This is a genomic window from Mesorhizobium sp. LEGMi-168a (assembly GCF_058312955.1).
Genome location: NZ_JBZEGV010000043.1, coordinates 1 through 20,621 on the forward strand (window position 1 = coordinate 1; position 20,621 = coordinate 20,621).

General features: G+C 64.5%; 18 protein-coding genes. 7 read left to right on the plus strand and 11 right to left on the minus strand.

The genetic code is table 11. The features are described from left to right. On the minus strand, positions 1–268 hold a 268-nt coding region (locus tag AC4FWB_RS31760; RefSeq protein ID WP_491030191.1), incomplete at its 3' end, for a helix-turn-helix domain-containing protein. A gap of 279 nt (positions 269–547) precedes the next feature. Between AC4FWB_RS31760 and nhaA the strand changes: the two genes are divergently transcribed. Then, positions 548–1,738, plus strand: a complete 1,191-nt coding sequence (gene nhaA / locus AC4FWB_RS31765; protein ID WP_491030193.1) for a Na+/H+ antiporter NhaA — start codon at positions 548–550, stop codon at positions 1,736–1,738. Between the two features lie 282 nt (positions 1,739–2,020). Here the strand turns inward: nhaA and AC4FWB_RS31770 are convergent, their stop codons facing one another. After that, positions 2,021–2,521 carry an MmcB family DNA repair protein gene (locus AC4FWB_RS31770; protein ID WP_491030194.1) on the minus strand — a complete coding sequence of 167 codons (501 nt, stop codon included), beginning with the start codon at positions 2,519–2,521 and terminating at the stop codon, positions 2,021–2,023. Positions 2,522–2,651: 130 nt separating this feature from the next. Here AC4FWB_RS31770 and AC4FWB_RS31775 point away from each other — a divergent pair, with 130 nt between their 5' ends. Continuing rightward, positions 2,652–3,248, plus strand: coding sequence for an Ea47 family protein (locus AC4FWB_RS31775; protein ID WP_491030195.1), 597 nt, complete (start codon positions 2,652–2,654; stop codon positions 3,246–3,248). Here the strand turns inward: AC4FWB_RS31775 and cueR are convergent. Continuing rightward, complete coding sequence (gene cueR / locus AC4FWB_RS31780) at positions 3,243–3,668, minus strand: Cu(I)-responsive transcriptional regulator (protein ID WP_491030196.1); 426 nt, start codon at positions 3,666–3,668, stop codon at positions 3,243–3,245. The genes AC4FWB_RS31775 and cueR overlap by 6 nt on opposite strands. A 225-nt stretch (positions 3,669–3,893) precedes the next feature. Between cueR and AC4FWB_RS31785 the strand changes: the two genes are divergently transcribed. Next, positions 3,894–4,511, plus strand: coding sequence for a L,D-transpeptidase (locus tag AC4FWB_RS31785; RefSeq protein WP_491030197.1), 618 nt, complete (start codon positions 3,894–3,896; stop codon positions 4,509–4,511). A gap of 137 nt (positions 4,512–4,648) precedes the next feature. Here the strand turns inward: AC4FWB_RS31785 and AC4FWB_RS31790 are convergent, their stop codons facing one another. The 5 genes from AC4FWB_RS31790 to AC4FWB_RS31810 form a co-directional block, all read right to left on the minus strand. Next, on the minus strand, positions 4,649–5,218 hold the full coding sequence (locus AC4FWB_RS31790) for a NifU family protein (RefSeq protein ID WP_491030198.1): 570 nt from the start codon (positions 5,216–5,218) through the stop codon (positions 4,649–4,651). Positions 5,219–5,348: 130 nt separating this feature from the next. Then, entirely contained in the window at positions 5,349–5,840 is a 492-nt protein-coding gene (locus AC4FWB_RS31795) for a universal stress protein (protein WP_126096486.1), read from the minus strand. A gap of 103 nt (positions 5,841–5,943) precedes the next feature. After that, positions 5,944–7,011 carry a tryptophan--tRNA ligase gene (trpS, locus tag AC4FWB_RS31800; protein WP_491030199.1) on the minus strand — a complete coding sequence of 356 codons (1,068 nt, stop codon included), beginning with the start codon at positions 7,009–7,011 and terminating at the stop codon, positions 5,944–5,946. 173 nt (positions 7,012–7,184) lie between these two features. After that, positions 7,185–8,792, minus strand: a complete 1,608-nt coding sequence (gene murJ, locus AC4FWB_RS31805; protein WP_491030200.1) for a murein biosynthesis integral membrane protein MurJ — start codon at positions 8,790–8,792, stop codon at positions 7,185–7,187. A gap of 39 nt (positions 8,793–8,831) precedes the next feature. Next, entirely contained in the window at positions 8,832–11,633 is a 2,802-nt protein-coding gene (locus AC4FWB_RS31810; protein ID WP_491030201.1) for a [protein-PII] uridylyltransferase, read from the minus strand. Between the two features lie 191 nt (positions 11,634–11,824). Between AC4FWB_RS31810 and AC4FWB_RS31815 the strand changes: the two genes are divergently transcribed. From AC4FWB_RS31815 to AC4FWB_RS31830, 4 genes are all read left to right on the plus strand, one after another. Further along, positions 11,825–14,335 carry a heavy metal translocating P-type ATPase gene (locus AC4FWB_RS31815; RefSeq protein WP_491030203.1) on the plus strand — a complete coding sequence of 837 codons (2,511 nt, stop codon included), beginning with the start codon at positions 11,825–11,827 and terminating at the stop codon, positions 14,333–14,335. A 43-nt stretch (positions 14,336–14,378) separates the two neighbouring features. Then, on the plus strand, positions 14,379–14,768 hold the full coding sequence (copM, locus tag AC4FWB_RS31820) for a CopM family metallochaperone (protein ID WP_491030204.1): 390 nt from the start codon (positions 14,379–14,381) through the stop codon (positions 14,766–14,768). A gap of 110 nt (positions 14,769–14,878) precedes the next feature. Continuing rightward, positions 14,879–15,724 carry an aldo/keto reductase gene (locus tag AC4FWB_RS31825; protein WP_491030230.1) on the plus strand — a complete coding sequence of 282 codons (846 nt, stop codon included), beginning with the start codon at positions 14,879–14,881 and terminating at the stop codon, positions 15,722–15,724. Between the two features lie 146 nt (positions 15,725–15,870). Beyond that, positions 15,871–16,680 (plus strand): MBL fold metallo-hydrolase, encoded by an 810-nt coding sequence (locus AC4FWB_RS31830; RefSeq protein ID WP_491030205.1) that lies wholly within the window; start codon positions 15,871–15,873, stop codon positions 16,678–16,680. A gap of 10 nt (positions 16,681–16,690) precedes the next feature. Here the strand turns inward: AC4FWB_RS31830 and AC4FWB_RS31835 are convergent, their stop codons facing one another. The 3 genes from AC4FWB_RS31835 to mutS form a co-directional block, all read right to left on the minus strand. Further along, positions 16,691–17,260 carry a TetR/AcrR family transcriptional regulator gene (locus tag AC4FWB_RS31835; RefSeq protein WP_491030206.1) on the minus strand — a complete coding sequence of 190 codons (570 nt, stop codon included), beginning with the start codon at positions 17,258–17,260 and terminating at the stop codon, positions 16,691–16,693. Between the two features lie 5 nt (positions 17,261–17,265). Continuing rightward, positions 17,266–17,730: a nuclear transport factor 2 family protein gene (locus AC4FWB_RS31840; protein ID WP_491030207.1), complete on the minus strand. Its 465-nt coding sequence runs from the start codon at positions 17,728–17,730 to the stop codon at positions 17,266–17,268. Positions 17,731–17,808: 78 nt separating this feature from the next. After that, positions 17,809–20,547: a DNA mismatch repair protein MutS gene (mutS, locus tag AC4FWB_RS31845; RefSeq protein ID WP_491030208.1), complete on the minus strand. Its 2,739-nt coding sequence runs from the start codon at positions 20,545–20,547 to the stop codon at positions 17,809–17,811. Positions 20,548–20,621 lie beyond the last annotated feature (74 nt).

The window sequence follows — 20,621 nt, forward strand, 5'->3', positions numbered from 1 at the left end:
TCGGCCCCCATAGCGGATGCGCCTCCTTCTCCGCCACGATCCGCTCCACCAGCTCCGCTGCCGTCGCCCGGCCATGATTGAGCGGCGCCCGCGGCCGGTCGTGCAGGCCTTCCGGGCCGAGCTCGCGATAGCGGCCAAGCCATTTGTAGCCGGTCTTGCGCGAGATCTCGAAGGCCGCGCAAAGCTGCGTCATCGTCTCCTCGCCAGAAAGGCATTCCACCACAAAACGAAGCCGCTCATCCATGATGCCTGTCTCTCGCCAAACCATCGCCGGTCCCTCCCGGCTAACGAGAAAACTGTCACCCATCCAATCGGTCCACTCTGTTACCTATCTATCCGGTTCGGACACAGCGTCCCTCTCCCCGTCACTATACGGGGAGAGGATGCCGCCAGGCAGGTGAGGGGCGGCGCCAACCTCGGAGAGGACGATGGGGCGAATTCGAAACCAGAGGCGATTGCCCGGACGAAGCACGGTCCGAAGCTTGCCTCGCTGCTCGGGCTTGCGCATCATCCCGTGAGATGATTCCGGCCATGTGACGGAGGATCCATGAAAGACGAGCGGCCGAAATCGATCCTTCGCGAATTCCTCGACGGCGAGGCGGCCGGCGGCATCATCCTGATGGCGGCAGCGGCGCTGGCGCTGGTCGTCGCCAACTCGCCGCTCGCCGAAACCTATTTCGCCGTCCTCCACGCCTATCTCGGACCGCTCAGCGTCTCGCACTGGATCAATGACGGGCTGATGGCGGTGTTCTTCCTGCTGGTCGGGCTGGAGATCAAGCGCGAGATGCTGGACGGCCAGCTCTCCACCTGGCCGCGCCGCGTGCTGCCAGGCATCGCCGCCGCCGGCGGCATGGTGGTTCCGGCGCTGGTTTATGTCGCCATCAACCGCGACAATCAGGCAGCCCTTTCCGGCTGGGCGATCCCGACCGCCACCGACATCGCCTTTGCGCTCGGCGTCCTCTCTCTGCTCGGCAGCCGCGTGCCGGCCTCGCTGAAAGTGTTCCTCACCGCTTTGGCCATCATCGACGATCTCGGCGCCGTCATCATCATCGCGCTGTTCTATACCAGCGGCCTGTCGCTCGCTTATCTGGCGGCGGCCTTCGCGGCCATCGCCGTGCTGATCGTGCTCAACCGCATGCGGGTGATGACCCTCTTGCCTTATCTCGTGATCGGCGCGGTGCTGTGGGTGCTGGTGCTGAAGTCGGGCGTGCATGCAACGCTTGCCGGCGTGGCGCTGGCGCTCACCATTCCGCTCGAGCGCTCGCCCGGCATCAGCCACGATCTCGAGCATTCGCCGCTGCACCGGCTGGAGCACGGCCTGCACAAGCTGGTGCCCTTCGTCGTCATCCCGATCTTCGGCTTCGCCAATGCCGGCGTCTCGCTCGGCGGCCTGAGCTTCGCCGCCCTGGTCGAGCCGCTGACATTGGGTGTTGGGGCCGGCCTCGTGCTCGGCAAGCTGGTCGGCGTCTTCGGCTCCTCGGCCATCGCCATCCGGCTCGGCCTCGCCGACCTGCCGGTCAATGCCGGCTGGCTGCATATGCTGGGCATCTCGCTGCTCTGCGGCATCGGCTTCACGATGAGCCTGTTCATCGGCCTGCTCGCCTTCGCCAATGACGTGGCACTGCAGGATGCGGTGAAGGTCGGCATCCTCGGCGGCTCGCTGGTCGCGGCGTTAGTGGGCGCGGCCGTGTTGCTTGCGGCGCCGGCGGCGGGTGGGGCGGAAGAGGACGTGGAGTAGGACTGGCCAGCATCGGTTCGAGATACATCGCCGCCTTACCAAACACAGCTTGCGGGGGTTAAGTGCTCGCTTTGACAAGCCGGCGGGACAGCGCCCCCCTCTGTCCTGCCGGACATCTCCCCCACATGGGGGGAGATTGGCTGTCGCCGCCACCTTCGCCAATCTTCAACGTTCGAGAAGGTGCGCCGAGGCCGAAGCTGCCGATCTCCCCCCAAGTGGGGGAGATGGCCGGCAGGCCAGAGGGGGGCGCGAAGGAACGCGACGCCCGAGGAACCTGGACCTCTACTCGCTCTCCCCATCCAGCGCCGGCACCGCCACGCCGGCAAGCTCCGCCGCCAAGAGCCGCGCGGCGCCCGCCCGCGCAATCCTCAGCATCAGCGCCTTGCGCGTCGCAGCAGCCATGCGGTGCTCCGGCGCATCGCGCAGGATCTCGGCACCATAGCCGTCGGAGAGGATGAAGCCGCATTCCTCAGGAAAAATCTCCTGCGGCACGCCGGGATGGGTGGCGAAGAAGAAGCGATCGGAATGCAGCCGATAGTCCGGCCATTTGCGGTCGACGCGAAAATCCTCGATCGAGGATTTTATCTCGATGATCCAGATGTCGCCCTGCCGGGTCAGCGCTACGAGGTCGGCGCGGCGGCCGGTGGCCAAGGACAATTCAGGCAGCACATGCGCGCCCATCTCGGCAAGCAGGCGCTGCACGCCGCGCCGCACCAGCATGGCGCGCTCCGACTGGCGGCCGTCGATCAGGGGGTTGAAGGGAATCGGGGAAATGATAGGCATGGCCGGTACCATGCCAGATTTTGTTCATGGTTTGAACCCGTTTCAGCTATCGTGAGTTGGATGAGTCTTCTGGATGTCAAAAAATCAGAAGGTTAGCTTGGGTTGCTGTTAAGCGGCAAGGGAGAGCACTATGTCACGATCTGCCGAGTCAATAATTGCAGAGGCCGAAGACCTGCTTCGCACAGCGAAGTTTGGGCTAGAGGATATGATAAGCCGGCCAGGCCGTGCCAAAACAGGTCTTCGAAACGCCGTCATTTTTGGGCGTAACGCTACTTGGGCGTTACAAAATCTTCGCAGTGTCATCGTTGAGTTCGATTCGTGGTATCAGCCAAAGCAAGAGGAGATGAAAGCGGATGCGTTGATGCGCTTCTTCCACGACTTGCGAACCAGCATCGAGAAGAAGGCGAGTACGCCTACGACAACGAGTGTGTATATCTCTAGCTTTTCATCCTCAGACATTGAGCGATTTAAGCCGTCGCCCCCTGGGGCCACTAGCTTCTTTATCGGAGACCAAAACGGGGGTTCAGGTTGGATCGTGTCACTTCCGGACGGCAGCGAAGAGAAGTACTACGTCGAGTTGCCGGCTGATGTTGGAAGTGTGACGCTTCACCTACCCGACGCGCCGGCGGTTGGTGGGAAGATGGTGACGAACGCGGTGGATCTTATCGGTGTATATCTGGCTAAAGTCGAGGCGATCATACGTGATGCCCGCCGCCGATTTCTATGAACATTGAGATGAGGCCACAGAACTGTCTCTGTCCACCACTCCCGCCATGTCATCCAGAATCGGGCAGTCCGGCCGGTCATCGCCGTGGCAGGCATGGACCAGCTTCTGCAGCGTCGCGCGCATCGACTGCAGCTCGCGCACCTTTTCCTCGATCGCCCTGACATGGGCGCTGGCGATTTCGCGCACGTCGTGGCTGGCGCGGTCGCGGTCCTGATAGAGCGCCATCAGCTGCCTGCAATCGTCGATTGAAAAGCCGAGATTGCGCGCGCGGCGCAGGAAGGCCAGCCGGTGTACGTCGTCGCGGGAGTAGTCGCGGTAGCCGTTGTCGGCCCGCGCCGGTCGGATCAGACCGATCTCCTCATAGTAGCGGATGGTCTTGGCCGGCAGGCCGGAACGCTCGGCGGCATCTCCGACATTCATGGCGCTCTCCTCGATCTCTGGCAGCCTTCGAGCCGCCCCATTGATTTTGCTTCACAATCCTGTGAGCCCTGTTGCCGAAATGCCGCAGTTCGGCACTTACCGGCGGGGAAGGTCTTGCATATAGGCAGTGCGCGCTTGGCAAGCAAAAGAAATGCCAGCATGAATGATGGCGACAAAGCGGCCGACTCGTGCCGCTGATATTAAGGCGGGGCGTCGGACCTATTCATGCGCTTGAAGTCATTTGCAATCCTCGCTGCTCTTGCGCTTTCGACCGCCGTCAGCGGCTGCAGCACCATCGGCGGGCAATTGTTCACCAACAACTATGGCGCGATGACCGATGCTGGCTATCAGTTGCCGCGCGTCCCGATCGAGAAGGTTCCGGCCCGCTACCACCGGCAGGAAGTGCGCTACGACACTTCGGAGAAGCCCGGCACCATCATCGTCGATACCCAGAACAAGTTCCTCTACTTCATCGAGGGCGACGGCATGGCGATGCGCTACGGCATCGGCGTCGGCCGCGAGGGGTTCGAGTGGCACGGCACCGCCCATATCGCGCTGAAGCGCGAATGGCCGACCTGGACGCCGCCTTCGCAGATGATCAAGCGCCAGCCTGAGCTCGCCAAGTTTGCCGGCGGCATGGAGCCCGGCCTGAAGAACCCGCTCGGCGCGCGCGCCATGTATCTGTTCAACAAGGGCGGCGACATGGGCTACCGCCTGCATGGCAGCCCGGAATGGTTCTCGATCGGCAAGGCGATGTCGTCGGGCTGCATCCGGCTGATGAACCAGGACATTATCGATCTCTACGACCGCACCTCGGTCGGCGCCAAGGTCATCGTGCTGTGATCACGAAGGCCGGGGGCGAAAGCTTTCGCAAGCGGACCGTCTAGGCAACAACAAGACGTCCAAGAACAGAAAACCGGGCTGTTGGGGCCCGGTTTTTTGTTTTTGCGTTTCTTGCTTGCGGCGTCGCCGCTTGAAGATCAGGCGACCTGCTCGACCTGCTGCACTTCCGGCACGAAATGACGAAGCAGGTTCTGGATGCCGTGCTTCAGCGTCGCCGTCGATGACGGGCAGCCGGCGCAGGCGCCCTTCATGTGCAGGAACACGGTGCCGTTCTCGAAGCCGCGGAAGGTGACGTCGCCGCCGTCCTGCGCGACCGCCGGGCGCACCCTGGTGTCGAGCAGCTCCTTGATGGTCGCCACCAGCTCCTCGTCGGCCTTGTCGTAGAACTCGCCGGTCTGGCCTGCCTCGCTCGAAGCAGCCGCCGATGCCATGACAGGGGCGCCCGACATGAAATGCTCCATGATGGCGCCGAGGATCGCCGGCTTCAGGTGTTGCCAGTCGGGACCGTCCTTGGTCACGGTGATGAAGTCGTAGCCGAAGAAGACGCCGGTGACGCCGGGGATCTCGAACAGCCGGCCGGCCAGCGGCGAGGCCTCGGCTGCCGTTTCGGCGTCGCGGAAATCGGCGGTGCCTTGCACGAGCACTTCCTTGCCGGGCAGGAACTTCAGCGTCGCCGGGTTCGGCGTCGATTCGGTCTGGATGAACATGGGTATCTCCAGGCCCTTCCCGGGCCGATAGTTTGGAATAATTCTAAATAGGCTCTATCGGCTGGACATTCAAGCGAAACGCGACGCCCGAACGGCTGGCTGGCGGAATGTTTTTGCGGGCTTGTGAACCTCAGGCCAGGCTCTCGATTTCCTCGTCGGAGAGGTTCTGCGGCACCACGGTGACCGGGATGGGGAAGGCCGCGCCCCGGCCGGCCACGGCGCTCACCAGAGGTCCTGGACCTTCTTTGCCGGCTCCGGCCGCGAGCACCAGGATGGCGATGTCCTGGTCTTCCTCGATCAGCTTATGGATCTCTTCGGTCGGCTTGCCCTCGCGCACCACCAGCTCCGGCTCGATGCCGACTTTCTGGCGCACCTTGTTGGCGTAGCTGTCGAGCGCAGCGCGCGCGGTCGCGTTGGCTTCCTCGCGCATGATCTTCTCGACCCCCAGCCAGTGCTGGAAATCGTCCGGCTCGATCACATAGAGCAGCACCAGTACGCCGCTGGTGCTCTGCGCCCGCTTCGAGGCGTAGGCGACGGCGCGCTCGCATTCCGGCGTGTCGTCGATGATCGCCAGGAATTTGCGGCGATGGCCGGCTTCGCGGCTGAGGCGTTTGGAGACCATGTCTATCTGCTCGGTATCATTTCGGCCGCAATCTGCCACCGCCACGAACCGGCGGCAAGCCGCCGGCTGGGCATGGCGATGGAAGTCAGCGAGGCAGGAGCGATCAGTCCTGCAGCAGGCCGATGATGTCGCGCACCGTCTTCATCGTGCCCTCGGCGATGGCGCGGGCACGGTCGCCGCCATCCTTCAGCACGCCGTCGACATAGGCGCGGTCGCCCTCGATGCGGCGCATTTCTGAAGCGATCGGCGCGAGCTTCTCCACCGCAAGGTCGGCAAGCGCCGGCTTGAACACGGAAAACTGCTGGCCGCCATACTCCTTCAGCACATCGGCCTTCGAGATTTCGGCGAGGCCGGCATAGATGCCGACCAGGTTTTCCGCTTCCGGCCGGCTTTCCAGCCCGTCGACTTCGCTCGGCAAGGCCGCGGGATCGGTCTTGGCCTTGCGGATCTTCTTCGAGATGGTATCGGCATCGTCGGTCAGGTTGATGCGCGACAGGTCCGACGGGTCGGACTTCGACATCTTCTTCGAGCCGTCGCGCAGGCTCATGATGCGCGCCGCCGGGCCGCCGATCACCGGCTCGGTGATCGGGAAGTAGCCGTTCACAGTCTCCTCGCCGACTTCCATCTCGACTCCGACGCCGAGCGCTGCGATACGCTCGGAGAAGTCGTTGTTGAATTTTTGCGCGATGTCGCGGGTCAGCTCCAGATGCTGCTTCTGGTCCTCGCCCACCGGCACATGGGTGGCGCGGTAGAGCAGGATGTCGGCCGCCATCAGGCTCGGATAGGCGAGCAGGCCGAGCGAGGCGTTCTCGCGGTCCTTGCCGGCTTTGTCTTTGAACTGCGTCATGCGGTACATCCAGCCGATGCGCGCCACGCAGTTGAAGATCCAGGCAAGCTCGGCGTGCTGGATGACGCGCGACTGGTTGAAGACGATGTGCTTCTTCGGGTCGATGCCGGAGGCGAGGAACGCCGCGGTGATCGACCGCGTCTGGTCGCCGAGATCCTGATGCACGAGCTGCGCCGTCAGCGAATGCAGGTCGACGACGCAGTAAATGCAGTCGGACTGTTCCTGGAGGGCGACGAATTTCTTGATGGCGCCGAGATAATTGCCGAGATGCAGATTGCCGGTCGGCTGGACGCCCGAAAAGACGAGTGGCTTGAAGGCGGACATGATTTCCTCATGGCTTGTGGAGGGCCGTCTAAGCATGATTCCAAAAAGTTGCAGACTTTTTGGAGCCAATCATGCGGCTGGAAACCGCGCGCGGCGAAAGTCTTGCGACGGCGCGCTTATGGACGAAGGCGACGATACGATCAAGACCCGGTGTGGCCGGCAGTTTGCCCGGCTTATTCGTCCAGTTCGGTCTTCGCGATTGACGGGGCTGACTTCCCGGAGCCGCGCCTGACGTTGCGCCGGATCATGCCGAAATCGGCGCCGCCGGTGCCGAAGGCGGTGATGAAGTAGAGCGCAGCACCCCCGCCGACCAGCGCAAGCACCGTCGTTGCCTTGACCACCAGCGGCGAGCCGGGTCCGAGCTTTGCGGCGAAATAGTGCTCGGCGAAGTAAAGCGCCACTGCCATCACCGCCGCCGACAGCACCAGCCGGGGAATGCGTTTCAAGAGCGGGACGTCCCGGCCCCAGTGGCCGCGCCTTATCAGCATGCCGAGCAGCATCAGCGCGTTGGCCCAGCCGGCGACGGCCGACGCGACCGCGATGCCCGGCGCGCCCATCGACGGAAACAGCGTCAGCGCGATGGCGACGTTCACGCCGACCGAGATGGCGGCGAAGATCATCGGGGTGCGCGTGTCCTCGCGTGCGAAATAGCCGGGCGTGAAGGCCTTGATCAGCACGAAGGCCGGCAGGCCGAGGCCGAAGATAGCCAGGATCGAGGCGACGATCGGCGTCGAGTGGTTGGCGGCGAAGGCGCCGCGCTCATAGACCAGCCGCACGATCGGTTCCGACATCACCCAGAGCGCCGCCGCAGCCGGCAGCGTCATGAACAAAGTGAACTCGACCGAGCGGTTCTGCAGATTGGCCGCCTCGAGCAGATTGCCCGATTTCAGCGCCCGCGACAGTTCCGGCAACAGCACGATCGCCACCGCCACGCCGACGACGCCGAGCGGCAGCTGGTAGATGCGGTCGGCATAGGCCAGCGACGACACCGCGCTGTTTTGCCCCGAGGCGATCGCGGTGCCGATCAGCTGGTTGATCTGGGTGATGCCGCCGGTGATCGCCGCCGGCAGCGCCAGGATCAAGAGCCGCTTGACGTTCGGCGTCATTTTCGGCCGGCGGAAGCCGATCGAGATGCCGGCATGGCGCACCGCCACCCAGACGATGGCAAGCTGCACGATGCCCGCCGCCAGCACGCCCCAGGAGAGACCGAAGCCGACATCATGCGGGTCGAGCCCGTGATACCACGCATAGGCGAGCACGCTGATCAGGATGATGTTGAGGAAGGCGGGCGCGATCGCCGCCGCGAAATAGCGGCGCAGCGAATTCAGCATGCCGGCCATCATGGCGCCGAGCGACATGCAGATCAGATAGGGGAACATGATCGTCGCAAGCCGGACGGTCGTCTCGAACTTGCCCGGAATGTCGGCGAAGCCCGGCGCCACCAGGTAGCGCACGATCAGCGGCATCGCCAGCTCCATGGCGATGGTCAGGGCCAGCAGCGCCGAGAACAGCACGCCGAACACTTCCTCGGAAAAACGCTTGGCGCCGTCGGTGCCGTGCGTCTCGATCTCCTTGGCGAACAGCGGCACGAAAGCTGCGTTGAAGGCGCCTTCGGCGAACAGCCGGCGGAATGTGTTGGGGAACTGGAAGGCGGCGTTGAAAGCGTCGGCGACCGGTCCGGTGCCAAGGGCCGCCGCCATCAGCATCTCGCGGCCGAAACCCAGCGCGCGGCTCATCAGCGTGCCGGAAGCGACGGTGGCGAATTTCTTGACAAGGCTCATGCGGTGGATGACTGCCTGCGGAATTGCGTCAATTGGATGTCACTCGGCCGCCGCCTTGGCCTTGCCGTTGCGTTCGGGCGCGTTGCCTTCCAGCGTGTCGATCAGCCGTTTGTGGATGGTGGCCGTGCGCGTCGGGCTGTCGATCTTCTGTCCGGTGAGGTCGGTGACGTAGAAGGTGTCGATGACCTTCTCGCCGAAAGTGGTGATGTGGGCCGAGGCGATGTCGAGCGAAAGGTCGGACAGCGCGCCGGTGATCTCGGACAGCAGGCCCGGCCGGTCCAGCCCTTCGATCTCGATCACGGAAAAGCGGTTCGACAGCGTGTTGCGGATCTCGGCGCGCGGCTGAATGCGGAAGGCCTTGGCGCCGCGCTTCGGCTTGGTGCGTTTCTCGATCATCTCGGGCAGCCAGCTCTTGCCGGACAGCACATCCTCGATCAGCCGGCCGACGCGCTCGGCCCGCCGCCGTTCGTCCTCGTCGCGGTCGAATTCCCGGCTAATCAAAATCGTGTCCAGCGCCCACCCGTCCGAAGTGGTGAAGATCTGCGCGTCGACGATGTTGCCGCCGGCCGCGGCGCAGGCGCCGGCAATCACCGAAAGCAGGCGCGGGTGGTCCGGCGCCAGAATGGTCACTTCGGTCACCGCCTCGAACTCATGCGTCTTCACCATGGTGGCGAGCTTCTTGCCGGCCGCATCCGCCTCGCGGATGAATTCGGCGTGCCGCAACTGGTCGGGCAGGTCGACGGCGAGCAGATAGTTCTCATAGTGCTGCGCGACGTAGCGCTTGCGCTCCTTCGCCGGCCAGGCGGAGAGCGCCTCGGTCAACTGCTCGCGCGCTGCCGCTGTACGCTCGGCGCGCGACACCTCGGAGAAGCCGCCGGTCAGGAGCAACTCGGTTTCGAAATAGAGAGTGCGCAGCAGCTGCCCTTTCCAGCCGTTCCAGACGCCCGGCCCGACGCCCCTGATGTCGCAGACGGTGAGGACCAAGAGCAGCTTCAGCCGCTCGACCGACTGCACGATCGAGGCAAAGTCCTCGATCGTCTTGCGGTCGTTGAGGTCGCGCGTCTGCGCCGTCATCGACATCACCAGGTGGTTCTCGACCAGCCAGGCGACGGTCTCGGTATCGGCCGCCGACAGCCCCATATGCGGGCAGATGCGCCGCGCGATCCTGGCGCCTGCTTCCGAATGGTCCTCCGGCCGGCCCTTGGCGATGTCGTGCAAAAGCACCGCGACATAGAGCGCCTCGCGGCTCTTCTTCAGCCCCGGCATCAGCGAGTGCGAGAGCGGATGCACTTTGGCGCCGTCGCCGCGCTCGATCTCGGCCAGCACGCCGATGCAGCGGATGAGATGCTCGTCCACCGTATAGTGGTGGTACATCGAGAACTGCATCATGGCGACGATCTTGCCGAAGTCGGGGATCAGCTTGCCCAGCAGTCCCGCCTCGTTCATGCGCCTGAGATTGAGCTCGGCATTGCGGTCCGAGGTCAGGATATCGAGGAAGAGCCGGTTGGCTTCTTCGTCGCGCCTCAGCGACTTGTTGACCAGGCCGAGCGAGCGGGTGAGCAGCTTCAGCGCGTCGGGGTGGAACTCCAGCCCATGCTTGTCGGCGAACCAGAACAGCCTGAGCAGGTTCACCGGGTCGCGCTCGAACACCGTGTCGTCGGCGATGTTGATGCGATGGTTGTCGACGATGAAGTCGGACGTTCCGGCAAGTTTGCGCTTGCGCCGCGAGAAGGTGAGGAAGATGCGGTTGAAGCCGGGCACGTGCTTGGCCTGCTCTTCTTCGAGCGCGGCGCAGAAGATGCGGGTCAGGTCGCCGACATCCTTGGCGACCAGAAAATAGTGCTTCATGAAGCGCTCGACCGCCGACAGGCCGGGGTGCGTGGTGTAGCCCAATCGCTCGGCGATCTCGCGCTGGATGTCGAAATGCAGCCGCTCCTCGGCCTTGCCGGTGAGGAAGTGCATGTGGCAGCGCACCGCCCAGAGAAAATCCTCGGCTTTCTGGAATTCGCGGTATTCGGCCTCGGTGAAGACGCCTTTCTCGACCAGCTCCTCGCCGGTGCGCACGCGATAGAAATATTTGCCGATCCAGAACAGCGTCTGCAGGTCGCGCAAGCCACCCTTGCCGTCCTTGACGTTGGGCTCGACCAGGTAGCGGCTTTCGCCGGCCTTGGCGTGGCGCTCGTCGCGTTCGGCGAGCTTGGCCTGCACATATTCCGGGCCGGTCGTGCGCACCACTTCGTGGTCGAAGCGGGTGAGCAGCTCTTCATAAAGCTTTTGTTCGCCCCACAGGAAGCGCGCCTCCAGAATCGAGGTGCGGATGGTGATGTCGGTGCGCGACAGCCTCAGGCACTCCTCGATGTTGCGGGTGGCGTGGCCGACCTTCAGCCCCATGTCCCACAGCATGTAGAGCATGTATTCGACGATCTGCTCGCCCCAAGGCGTCTGCTTGTAGGGAAGCAGGAACAAAAGGTCGATGTCGGAGCCTGGCGCCAGCGTGCCGCGGCCATAGCCGCCGACCGCGACGACCGCCATGCGCTCGGCCGCGGAGCGGTTCTTGACCCGGTAGACATGGGTCGCCGCGAAATCGTAAAGCGCCCGGATCAGCTCGTCCATCAGATGCGACAGCCGCTCGGCGCAGGCATTGCCGCCGCCATCCTCCTTCAGCATCGCCTCGGCGATTTTTCGTCCCTCGCCAAGCCTGCCCTTGAGCAGCTGGAGAACGGCCGTGCGCGTGGCCTTGCCGGAGCCGTCGCCGGCATGCGCCGCCGTCAGCGCCGTCATGTCGCGGCGCAAGGCGTCGCCGTCGATGATTTCGTCGAGTTTCAGGGAGATCTTTGCCATTTCGGCGGCGTCTATAGCGTGTTTTCGCGGCGCTGTGTATGGGGCGGGCAACAGCGTCTTCAACGGCGTACGATTGATGCAACGCAAGGCAGGGCGACCGAAATTTCGAAAAATCGAAACCGACCCTTGACCTTCCAGTTACTGGAAGGACTACCTCCACCTTAATTTCGAGAATTCCGAGGTATTTGCTCATGACCCATTCCGACCATCACCACCATCATGCGCACGGCGCATCCTGCTGTTCCGCCAAGGATGCCGTGCCTGCAGCCGAAGCGGTGATTCGCGATCCGGTCTGCGGCATGACGGTCGATCCGGCCGCCGGCAAGCCGACGGCCGAGCATGCCGGCCGGACTTTTCATTTCTGCAGCGAGCGCTGCCGCACGAAGTTCCAGGCCGAGCCGGAGAAGTATCTGACGGCCACCGACCCCGTCTGCGGCATGAATGTCGACCGCGCCAGCGCAAAGCATTTCGTCCGTCACGAGGGGCAGGGCTTCTATTTCTGCTCAGAGAGCTGCAAGGGCAAGTTCGAGGCCGAGCCGGCAAAATACCTTGCCGGCCGGCCCGCACCGCAGCCGATGCCGAAGGGCACGCAATACACCTGCCCGATGCATCCCGAGATCATCCGCGACAAGCCCGGCGCCTGCCCGATCTGCGGCATGGCGCTGGAGCCGATGGGCGTGCCGACCGGCGATGAAGGCCCGAACCCGGAGCTTGTCGATTTCACGCGCCGCTTCTGGGTCAGCGCCGTGCTCTCGCTGCCTCTTCTCATCATCGCCATGGCGCCGATGCTGGGCGTGAGCTTCGAAAGCCTCATCGACGGCCGGACGAAGACATGGGTGGAGCTGGCGCTGGCGAGCCCGGTGGTGCTGTGGGCGGCGTTTCCGTTCTTCCATCGCGGCTGGGATTCGGTGCTCAACCGCAGCCCAAACATGTGGACGCTGATCTCGCTCGGCGTCGGCGCGGCCTATCTGTTCAGCCTTGTCGCGACGCTGTTCCCGGATGTCTTCCCGCATCAGTTTCGCGGCCATGACGGCGCCGTGCCGGTTTATTTCGAGGCGGCGGCGGTCATCGTCGCGCTGGTGTTTCTCGGCCAGGTGCTGGAGCTCAGAGCCCGCGAACGCACAGGCTCGGCCATCCGCGCCTTGCTCGACCTTGCGCCGAAGACGGCGCGCCTGATCGGCGCCGACGGTTCCGAGAACGACGTGCCGCTCGACACGGTCAACACCGGAGACAAGCTCCGCATCCGCCCCGGCGACGCGGTGCCGGTCGACGGCATCGTGCTGGAGGGACGCTCGGCGATCGACGAATCGATGATCACCGGCGAGCCTCTGCCGGTCGAAAAGTCGGAGGGCGATCCTCTCACCGGCGGCACGCTGAACAAGAACGGCTCGCTGATCATGCGTGCCGAGAAGGTCGGCGCCGAGACCACACTCTCGCGCATCGTCGAGATGGTCGCCAAGGCGCAGCGCTCGCGTGCCCCGATCCAGGGGTTGGCCGACCAGGTGTCCTTCTATTTCGTCCCGACGGTCGTGCTGGTGGCGATCATCGCCTTCATCGCCTGGGCGGTGTTCGGCCCAGAGCCAAGCCTGATCTTCGCCATCGTCTCGGCGGTTTCGGTGCTGATCATTGCCTGCCCCTGTGCGCTGGGTCTCGCCACGCCGATGTCGATCATGACCGCGACCGGGCGCGGTGCCCATGCCGGCGTGCTGATCAAGGAGGCTGCCGCGCTCGAGCGCTTCGCTTCCGTCGATACGCTGATCGTCGACAAGACCGGCACCTTGACCGAGGGCAGGCCAAAGCTGACCGACGTCGTCGCGGCCGAGGGCGTCGACGGGAATGACCTGCTGGCGCTCGCCGCCACCCTTGAAAAAGGCTCGGAGCACCCGCTTGCCGAGGCGATCGTCGAGGGTGCTGTCGAACGCGGCGTCAAGCTTGCCGGGGTTGAAAACTTCGAGGCGATCACCGGCAAGGGCGTCTCCGGCACGGTGTCCGGCAGGAAGGTCGCGCTCGGCAATGCGGCGATGATGGCCGACCTCGGCATCGACACCACGTCTGTTTCCGCAAAGGCGGAGGCGCTGCAGGCCGAAGGCAAGACAGCGATGTTCGTTGCCGTCGGCGGCAAGCTCGCCGGCCTCGTCGCCGTCGCCGACCCGGTCAAGGCAACCACGGCTGAAGCGATCAAGGCGCTGCACGACAAGGGCCTGAGGATCATCATGGCGACCGGCGACAACGAGCGCACGGCAAAGGCGATCGCCGGCAGGCTCGGCATCGACGAGGTCCGCGCCGGCCTGCTGCCGGAGCAGAAGGGCGCCCTGGTCGACGAACTGCGCTCTAGCGGAGCCGGTGTCGCGATGGCCGGCGACGGCGTCAACGACGCACCGGCGCTGGCCGGCGCCGATGTCGGCATCGCCATGGGCACCGGCGCCGATGTCGCGGTCGAAAGCGCCGGCATCACGCTGGTCAAGGGCGACCTCAACGGCATCGTCAGAGCGCGCACGCTGGCCCAGGCGACGATCCGCAACATCCGCCAGAACCTGTTCTTCGCCTTCCTCTACAACGTGCTCGGCGTGCCGATCGCTGCCGGGGTGCTCTATCCGCTCACCGGCACGCTGCTGTCGCCGATGATCGCGGCGGCGGCGATGAGCCTGTCGTCGGTCTCCGTCATCAGCAACGCCTTGCGGCTGAGGACGTTGAAACTTTGAGCGAAGCCCCCAGATACGAATCCAACCAAAAAGGAGACCCTGAATGACCTTGGCCAAGAAGATCGTGCTGCTGCTGATGGCGGCGGGAATGCTGCTCGCGGTGTTCCTCGAAAGCGTTCCGGCGCAATCCGAGGAGATGAAGCACGACATGTCGGGCATGGCGATGGGCGCGGACAGCCCCGCCACCGTTGGCTACAAGGCGGCGATGGACAAGATGCACAAGGACATGATGCTCAACTACACCGGCAACGCCGATGCCGACTTCGTCCGCGGCATGATCCCGCACCATCAGGGCGCGATCGACATGGCCAAGGTGGTGATCGCCAACGGCAAGGACCCCGAAATCCGCAAGCTCGCCGAAAATGTCATCAAGGCGCAGGAAGCCGAGATCAAGGAAATGCAGGACTGGCTTGCCAAGCATCCCGTGAAATAATTTCCCCGCGTCGGGAATCCGCACGAAGGCGAATCCTTCGGTCTGGATTTCCGGCGATGGCTGTGCTGCGATCCGGCTTCACGCGGAGCAAGCCCATGTCTTCCAAGCCCATGTCCTCTACGATCAGAACCACCACTCTACCGTCCGGCGAGGCCGTCCCGGTGCTCGGTCAAGGCACATGGAAGATGGGCGAGGATCGCCGGCGCCGCGCCGACGAGGTCGCGGCGTTGAGGCTTGGCCTGGACCTCGGCATCACGCTGATCGACACGGCGGAGATGTATGCCGGCGGCGGCGCCGAGGAAGTGGTGGCGGAAGCCGTCGCCGGGCGCCGCGACGAGGTCTTTCTGGTCTCCAAGGTGCTGCCGACCAACGCCTCGCGCGCCGGCGTGAAGCGGGCCTGCGAGAACAGCCTGAAACGGCTCGGCACCGATCGCATCGATCTCTACCTGCTGCACTGGCCGGGCAGCGTGCCTTTGGCCGAAACCGTCGAGGCCTTCGAGGCCTTGAAGGCGGCCGGCAATATCCGCCACTGGGGCGTCAGCAATTTCGACACCGACGAGATGGAGGAACTGGTCGGCCTGCCCTCCGGCGGCAACGTCCAGACCAACCAGGTCCTCTACAACCTCTCGCGGCGCGGCCCGGAATTCGACCTCGCGCCCTGGAGCCTGGAGCGCGGCATCCCGCTGATGGCCTATTCGCCGGTCGAGCAGGGTGTGCTGGCGCGCAACGCCAAGCTTGACGCGATCGCTGCCCGCCATCACGCGACGGCCGCTCAGATCGCTCTTGCCTGGGTGATGGCGCAGAAAGGCGTCATCGCCATCCCGAAGGCCAGTCGGCAGGAGCATGTCCGCCAGAACGCCGCCGCGCTCGACATCAAGCTGACGAAGGAGGACTTCGCCGATCTCGACCGCGCCTTCCCGCCGCCGACGCGAAAGCGCGGCCTGGAAATGATCTAGAGCAATTCCAGGAAAAGTGTGAAGCGGTTTTCCGTCCGGAATTGTGTCAAAACAAAGAGATGGAGCGGTTCGCCGTTTCCACGAAACGGTGAAACGATCCAGCCGAAAACCTCACTTCAAAATGTGCGGTTGAAAGAGAGCAAGCGTTGGAACGAATCTCAACCGGATCGCATCACGCGACCTACAAGGTCGGAGACATCAAGGTCACGTCGCTGCGCGACGGCTATGTCGACATGCCGACCGGACGACTGCGTCAGCCGGGAGACAGGACATTCGGCGGCGACCTTCCCGCGCAGGTATCGCTCGTCGACGGCGCGCTTCGGCTGTCCGTCAACGCTTTTGCGATCGACGACGGTCATGAAATCACGCTGATCGACACAGGGTCCTCGAATGCCTGGCACCCGACGATGGGGTTTCTGCCGCGGGCGCTTAGCGAGGCGAAGATCGCCGTCGATCGGATACGCACGGTTGCCTTCACCCACACCCATCTCGACCATATCCACGGGCTCATCCTTCCGGACGGTGGGGACGGCTTCCCGCAGCTCGCCCGCTTGCTTGTCCCACGGCCAGAACTCGACATGTTCCGGTCGGAAGCGAGATTGAGCCGCTTCCATGATCGAGCGCAGCCTTTGGACCCGGGACAGCGCCTGAGCGCGAGTATCGAGGCGATCGCCGCCTCGGGTCATGAAATCGGCCATACCTGCTTTCGCGTCACGAGCCGCGGCGAAACATTGCTGGTCTGGGGCGACCTCGTGCATGTGCCGTCGCTTCAGTTCGATCGGCCGGAGGTCGCATGGGAATTCGACGCCGACCAGGAACAGGCGCGGGCTAGCCGGTTGCAGATATTGGCCCTCGCGGCCGACAACGCCTGGTGCGTTGCAGGAGCACATCTCGATTCACCGGGTGTCGGCCGGATTTCCCGAACCGAAACAGGCTTCCGCTTCGAACCCTTGTAGGAATGGGGGGCTAAATCTTAGCCGGTAGCCCTAGCCGCATCCGCAGTCGCCGCAATGCCCTTGAAAATACCTCGAGGTCATTGGCGGCGCGGGCAAGCGTGAGTGCACCCTGGATGGCGGCGACGGTTTCCTCGGCCAGCTCGCTGGCCTCGCCCGGTCGGGGCCCGGATCGCGCGAGCGCTTCGGCGAGACGCGTGACCCAGCGGCCGAAATAGTCCCTTATTTGGCCGGCGAAGAGGTCGCGCGATTCATCCAGCGCGAAGGCGCCGATGAGGCAAACCCGGCGCCCCGAGCGGAAGTAGCTGTCCGTCGCCTCGAACATGTGCTCGATCCCGGTCCGCGGATCCGTGCTGTCGCGCAGAGGTGCAAAGACATTGTCCTCGAACCAGCCATCGATATGGGCAATGACGGCTCTCGCCATCTCCTCCTTGCCGCCGGGAAAGAAGTGGTAGAGGCTTCCCTTGCCGAGCCCCGTCGCCTCGCCGATCAAGGCCAGGCTGGCGCCCTCATAGCCATGCTCGCGAAAAACTTCCGCAACGATCCCCAGCAACTGGTCGCGATCTGGAGCGATGCGCCGCACCGGTCTTAAAGCCCGAGTTCCGAAAGGCCGGGGTGGTCGTCCGGCCGGCGGCCGAGCGGCCAATGATATTTCCGCTCGCCCTCAGTGATCGGCAGGTCGTTGATGCTTGCAACGCGGCGGCGCATCAGCCCGGCTTCGTCGAATTCCCAATTCTCGTTGCCGTAGGAGCGGAACCAGTGGCCGCTGTCGTCGTGCCATTCATAGGCGAAGCGCACGGCGATGCGGTTGTCGTTGAAGGTCCATACCTCCTTGATCAAGCGGTAATCGAGCTCGCGCGCCCATTTGCGCTTGAGGAAGCTGACGATCTCGCCGCGGCCCGAGACGAATTCGGCCCGGTTCCGCCAGATGCTGTCCTCGGTATAGGCGAGCGCAACCCGTTCCGGGTCGCGGCTGTTCCAGGCGTCCTCGGCGAGGCGAGCCTTTTGCGCCGCGGTTTCAGCCGTGAACGGCGGCAATGGCGGACGGCTCATGAAAATCTCCTGTCCTCGTTTCGAGTGTCGAAGACAGAATATTGTACCAATCGGTACAATGAGTCAACAAAGGCAGAGCTATTGCTTCGTCGTCAGCCCCTTCAGCCGGTAGAGCGCCTCCAGCGCTTCCCTTGGCGTCATCTCGTCGGGATTGATGACACCCAGCGCATCACCCAGCGCGTCATTCTTTGCCGGCTTCGGCGCTTCGCGCTTTACCGCCACCGAAAACAGCGGCAGGTCGTCGACCAGCCGGTTGGCCTTGCCTGAGACTTCGCCTTCCTCCAACTGGTGCAGCACCTCCTTGGCGCGCGCCACCACGGCTTCCGGCAGGCCGGCGAGCCTGGCGACCTGCACACCGTAGGAGCGGTCGGCCGCACCCTTGCCGACTTCGTGTAGGAAGACGACGTCGCCTTCCCATTCCTTGACCCGCATGGTGACGTTGGAGAGCCGGGGCAGCTTGCCGGCCAGCGCCGTCATTTCGTGGAAATGGGTGGCGAAGATCGCCCGGCAGCGGTTCTTCTCATGCAGATATTCGACCGCGGCCCAGGCGATCGACAGGCCGTCGAAGGTAGCGGTGCCGCGGCCGATCTCGTCGAGGATGACCAGGGCCCGCTCGCCGGCCTGGTTGAGGATCGCCGCCGTCTCGACCATCTCGACCATGAAGGTCGAGCGGCCGCGCGCCAGATCGTCCGAAGCGCCGACGCGCGAGAACAGCCGGTCGACGACGCCGATATGGGCGCTCTGCGCCGGCACGAAGGAGCCGGTCTGGGCCAGGATGGCGATGAGCGCGTTTTGCCTCAGGAACGTCGACTTGCCGCCCATGTTGGGGCCGGTGAGCAGCCAGATGGCGCCGGCCTTCGCGCCGCCTTCCGGCGAGAGGTCGCAGTCGTTGGCGACGAACGGACCTTCGCCCGAACGCCTGAGCGCCTGTTCGACGACCGGGTGCCGCCCGCCGGAAATCTCGAAGGCGAGGCTGGAATCGACCGCCGGCCGGCACCAGCCCTCGCTTTCGGAAAGCAGCGCCAGTGCGGCCGACACGTCGAGCACGGCGAGCGCTTCGGCGCCGGCGCGGATGCTGTCGGCCGCGCCGACCACTTCCGCCGTAAGCCGGTCGAAAGCGGCAAGCTCGATGCTGAGCGCCCGGTCGGCGGCATTGGCGATCTTCGATTCCAGCTCCGCCAGCTCTGTCGTCGTGAAGCGCATGGCGTTGGCCATGGTCTGGCGATGGATGAAGCGTGCCTTGGCGGCATCGCTGCCGGTCATGATCGAGTGATGGTTGGCGGTCACCTCGATGTAATAGCCGAGCACATTGTTGTGCCGGATCTTCAGCGAGCGGATGCCGGTCTCCTCGATCAGCGAGCGCTCCAGCCCGGCGATCACCTTGCGCGATTCGTCACGCAGCGCCCGCATCTCGTCGAGCTCGGCATTGTAGCTCGACCGCACGAAGCCGCCGTCGCGCTTGATCAGCGGCAATTCGTCGTCGAGCGCTTCGCTGAGATGGCGGGCGAGCGTTTCGGGCAAGGCCTTGATCGCGGCAAACGCCGCGGCGAGCTCGGCGGGCAGGGCCGTCGTCGCGAACAGCGCGGCGATCGCGCCCGCCGCCTCGAAGCCGGCGCGCAGCGCGCCAAGGTCGCGCGGGCCACCGCGGTTCAGTGCCAGCCTGGACAGCGCCCTTGGCATGTCGGCGACGCTTTTCAGGCTCGTCCGCAATCCCTGGCAGAGCCGCGTCTCGGCGCGGAAGAAGGAGACCGAATCCAGCCTTGCAGAAATCACCATCGGATCGGTCAGCGGCGCCATCAGCCGGTCTGCGAGCAATCTTGCGCCGCCGCCGGTCACGGTGCGGTCGATCGCCTTGAACAGCGAGCCGTCGCGGCTGCCCGAAAGCGTTCGCAGCAGCTCCAGATTGGCGCGCGTCGCCGGATCGATGAACAGCGTCGAGCCGCTCTCCTCGCGCTCGGGCCGCGACAGCGGCGGCCGCTCGGCCTTCTGCGTCTTCTCGACATAGGCAATGGCGCCCGAGATCGCCGACAACTCGGCGCGCGAGAAGGTGCCGAAGCTGTCAGGCGTCGCCACCTCGAAGAAGCGGGCGATGCGGCCGGTGGCCGACGCCGAATCGAGCAGCGACGGCGGCTGTGGACTGGCGACCCGGCCGATGACGTCGAAGACCGGTCGCAATTCCGGGTCGTGGAAGACCGGCTCGGCGACGATCAGCTCGCGCGGATCGACGCGGAAGATGTCGGCAAGCAGCCGTTCGGCCGTGGTCTCGGCGACGCGGAACGCGCCCGTCGAGATGTCGATCCAGGCCAGCGCGAAACTGCCCTGGCTGGCCGCATTGCCGCCCTTCACTCGCCCCAGCGCCATCAGGAAGCTCGATTCCGAGGGCGCGAGCAGCTTGTCCTCGGTGATGGTGCCGGGCGTGACCAGCCGCACCACGTCGCGCCGCACCACCGATTTCGAGCCGCGCTTCTTGGCTTCCGCCGGGTCCTCGATCTGCTCGCACACGGCAACGCGAAAACCTTGCGCGATCAGCTTCTGCAGATAGTCGTCCGCCGCATGCACGGGCACGCCGCACATCGGGATGTCGTGGCCCTGGTGCTTGCCGCGCCGGGTCAAAACGATGCCGAGCGCCTGGCTTGCCTTTTCGGCGTCGTCGAAGAACAGCTCGTAGAAATCGCCCATGCGATAGAAGAGCAGCGAATCCGGGTTCGCCGCCTTGATCTCGATATACTGCTCCATCATCGGCGTGACGCCGCCCATGGCGGGCGCCGGCGTCGTCGTTTCCTGGGCGTCTGTCTCGGTCGGCATGTGCATGTTCATTTCGGAACGCTAGCAGATGTGACAGTAGGGTTTAATGCCAGGCGCTCGAAAAGCGGGGGAAAGCGCGGGTCATG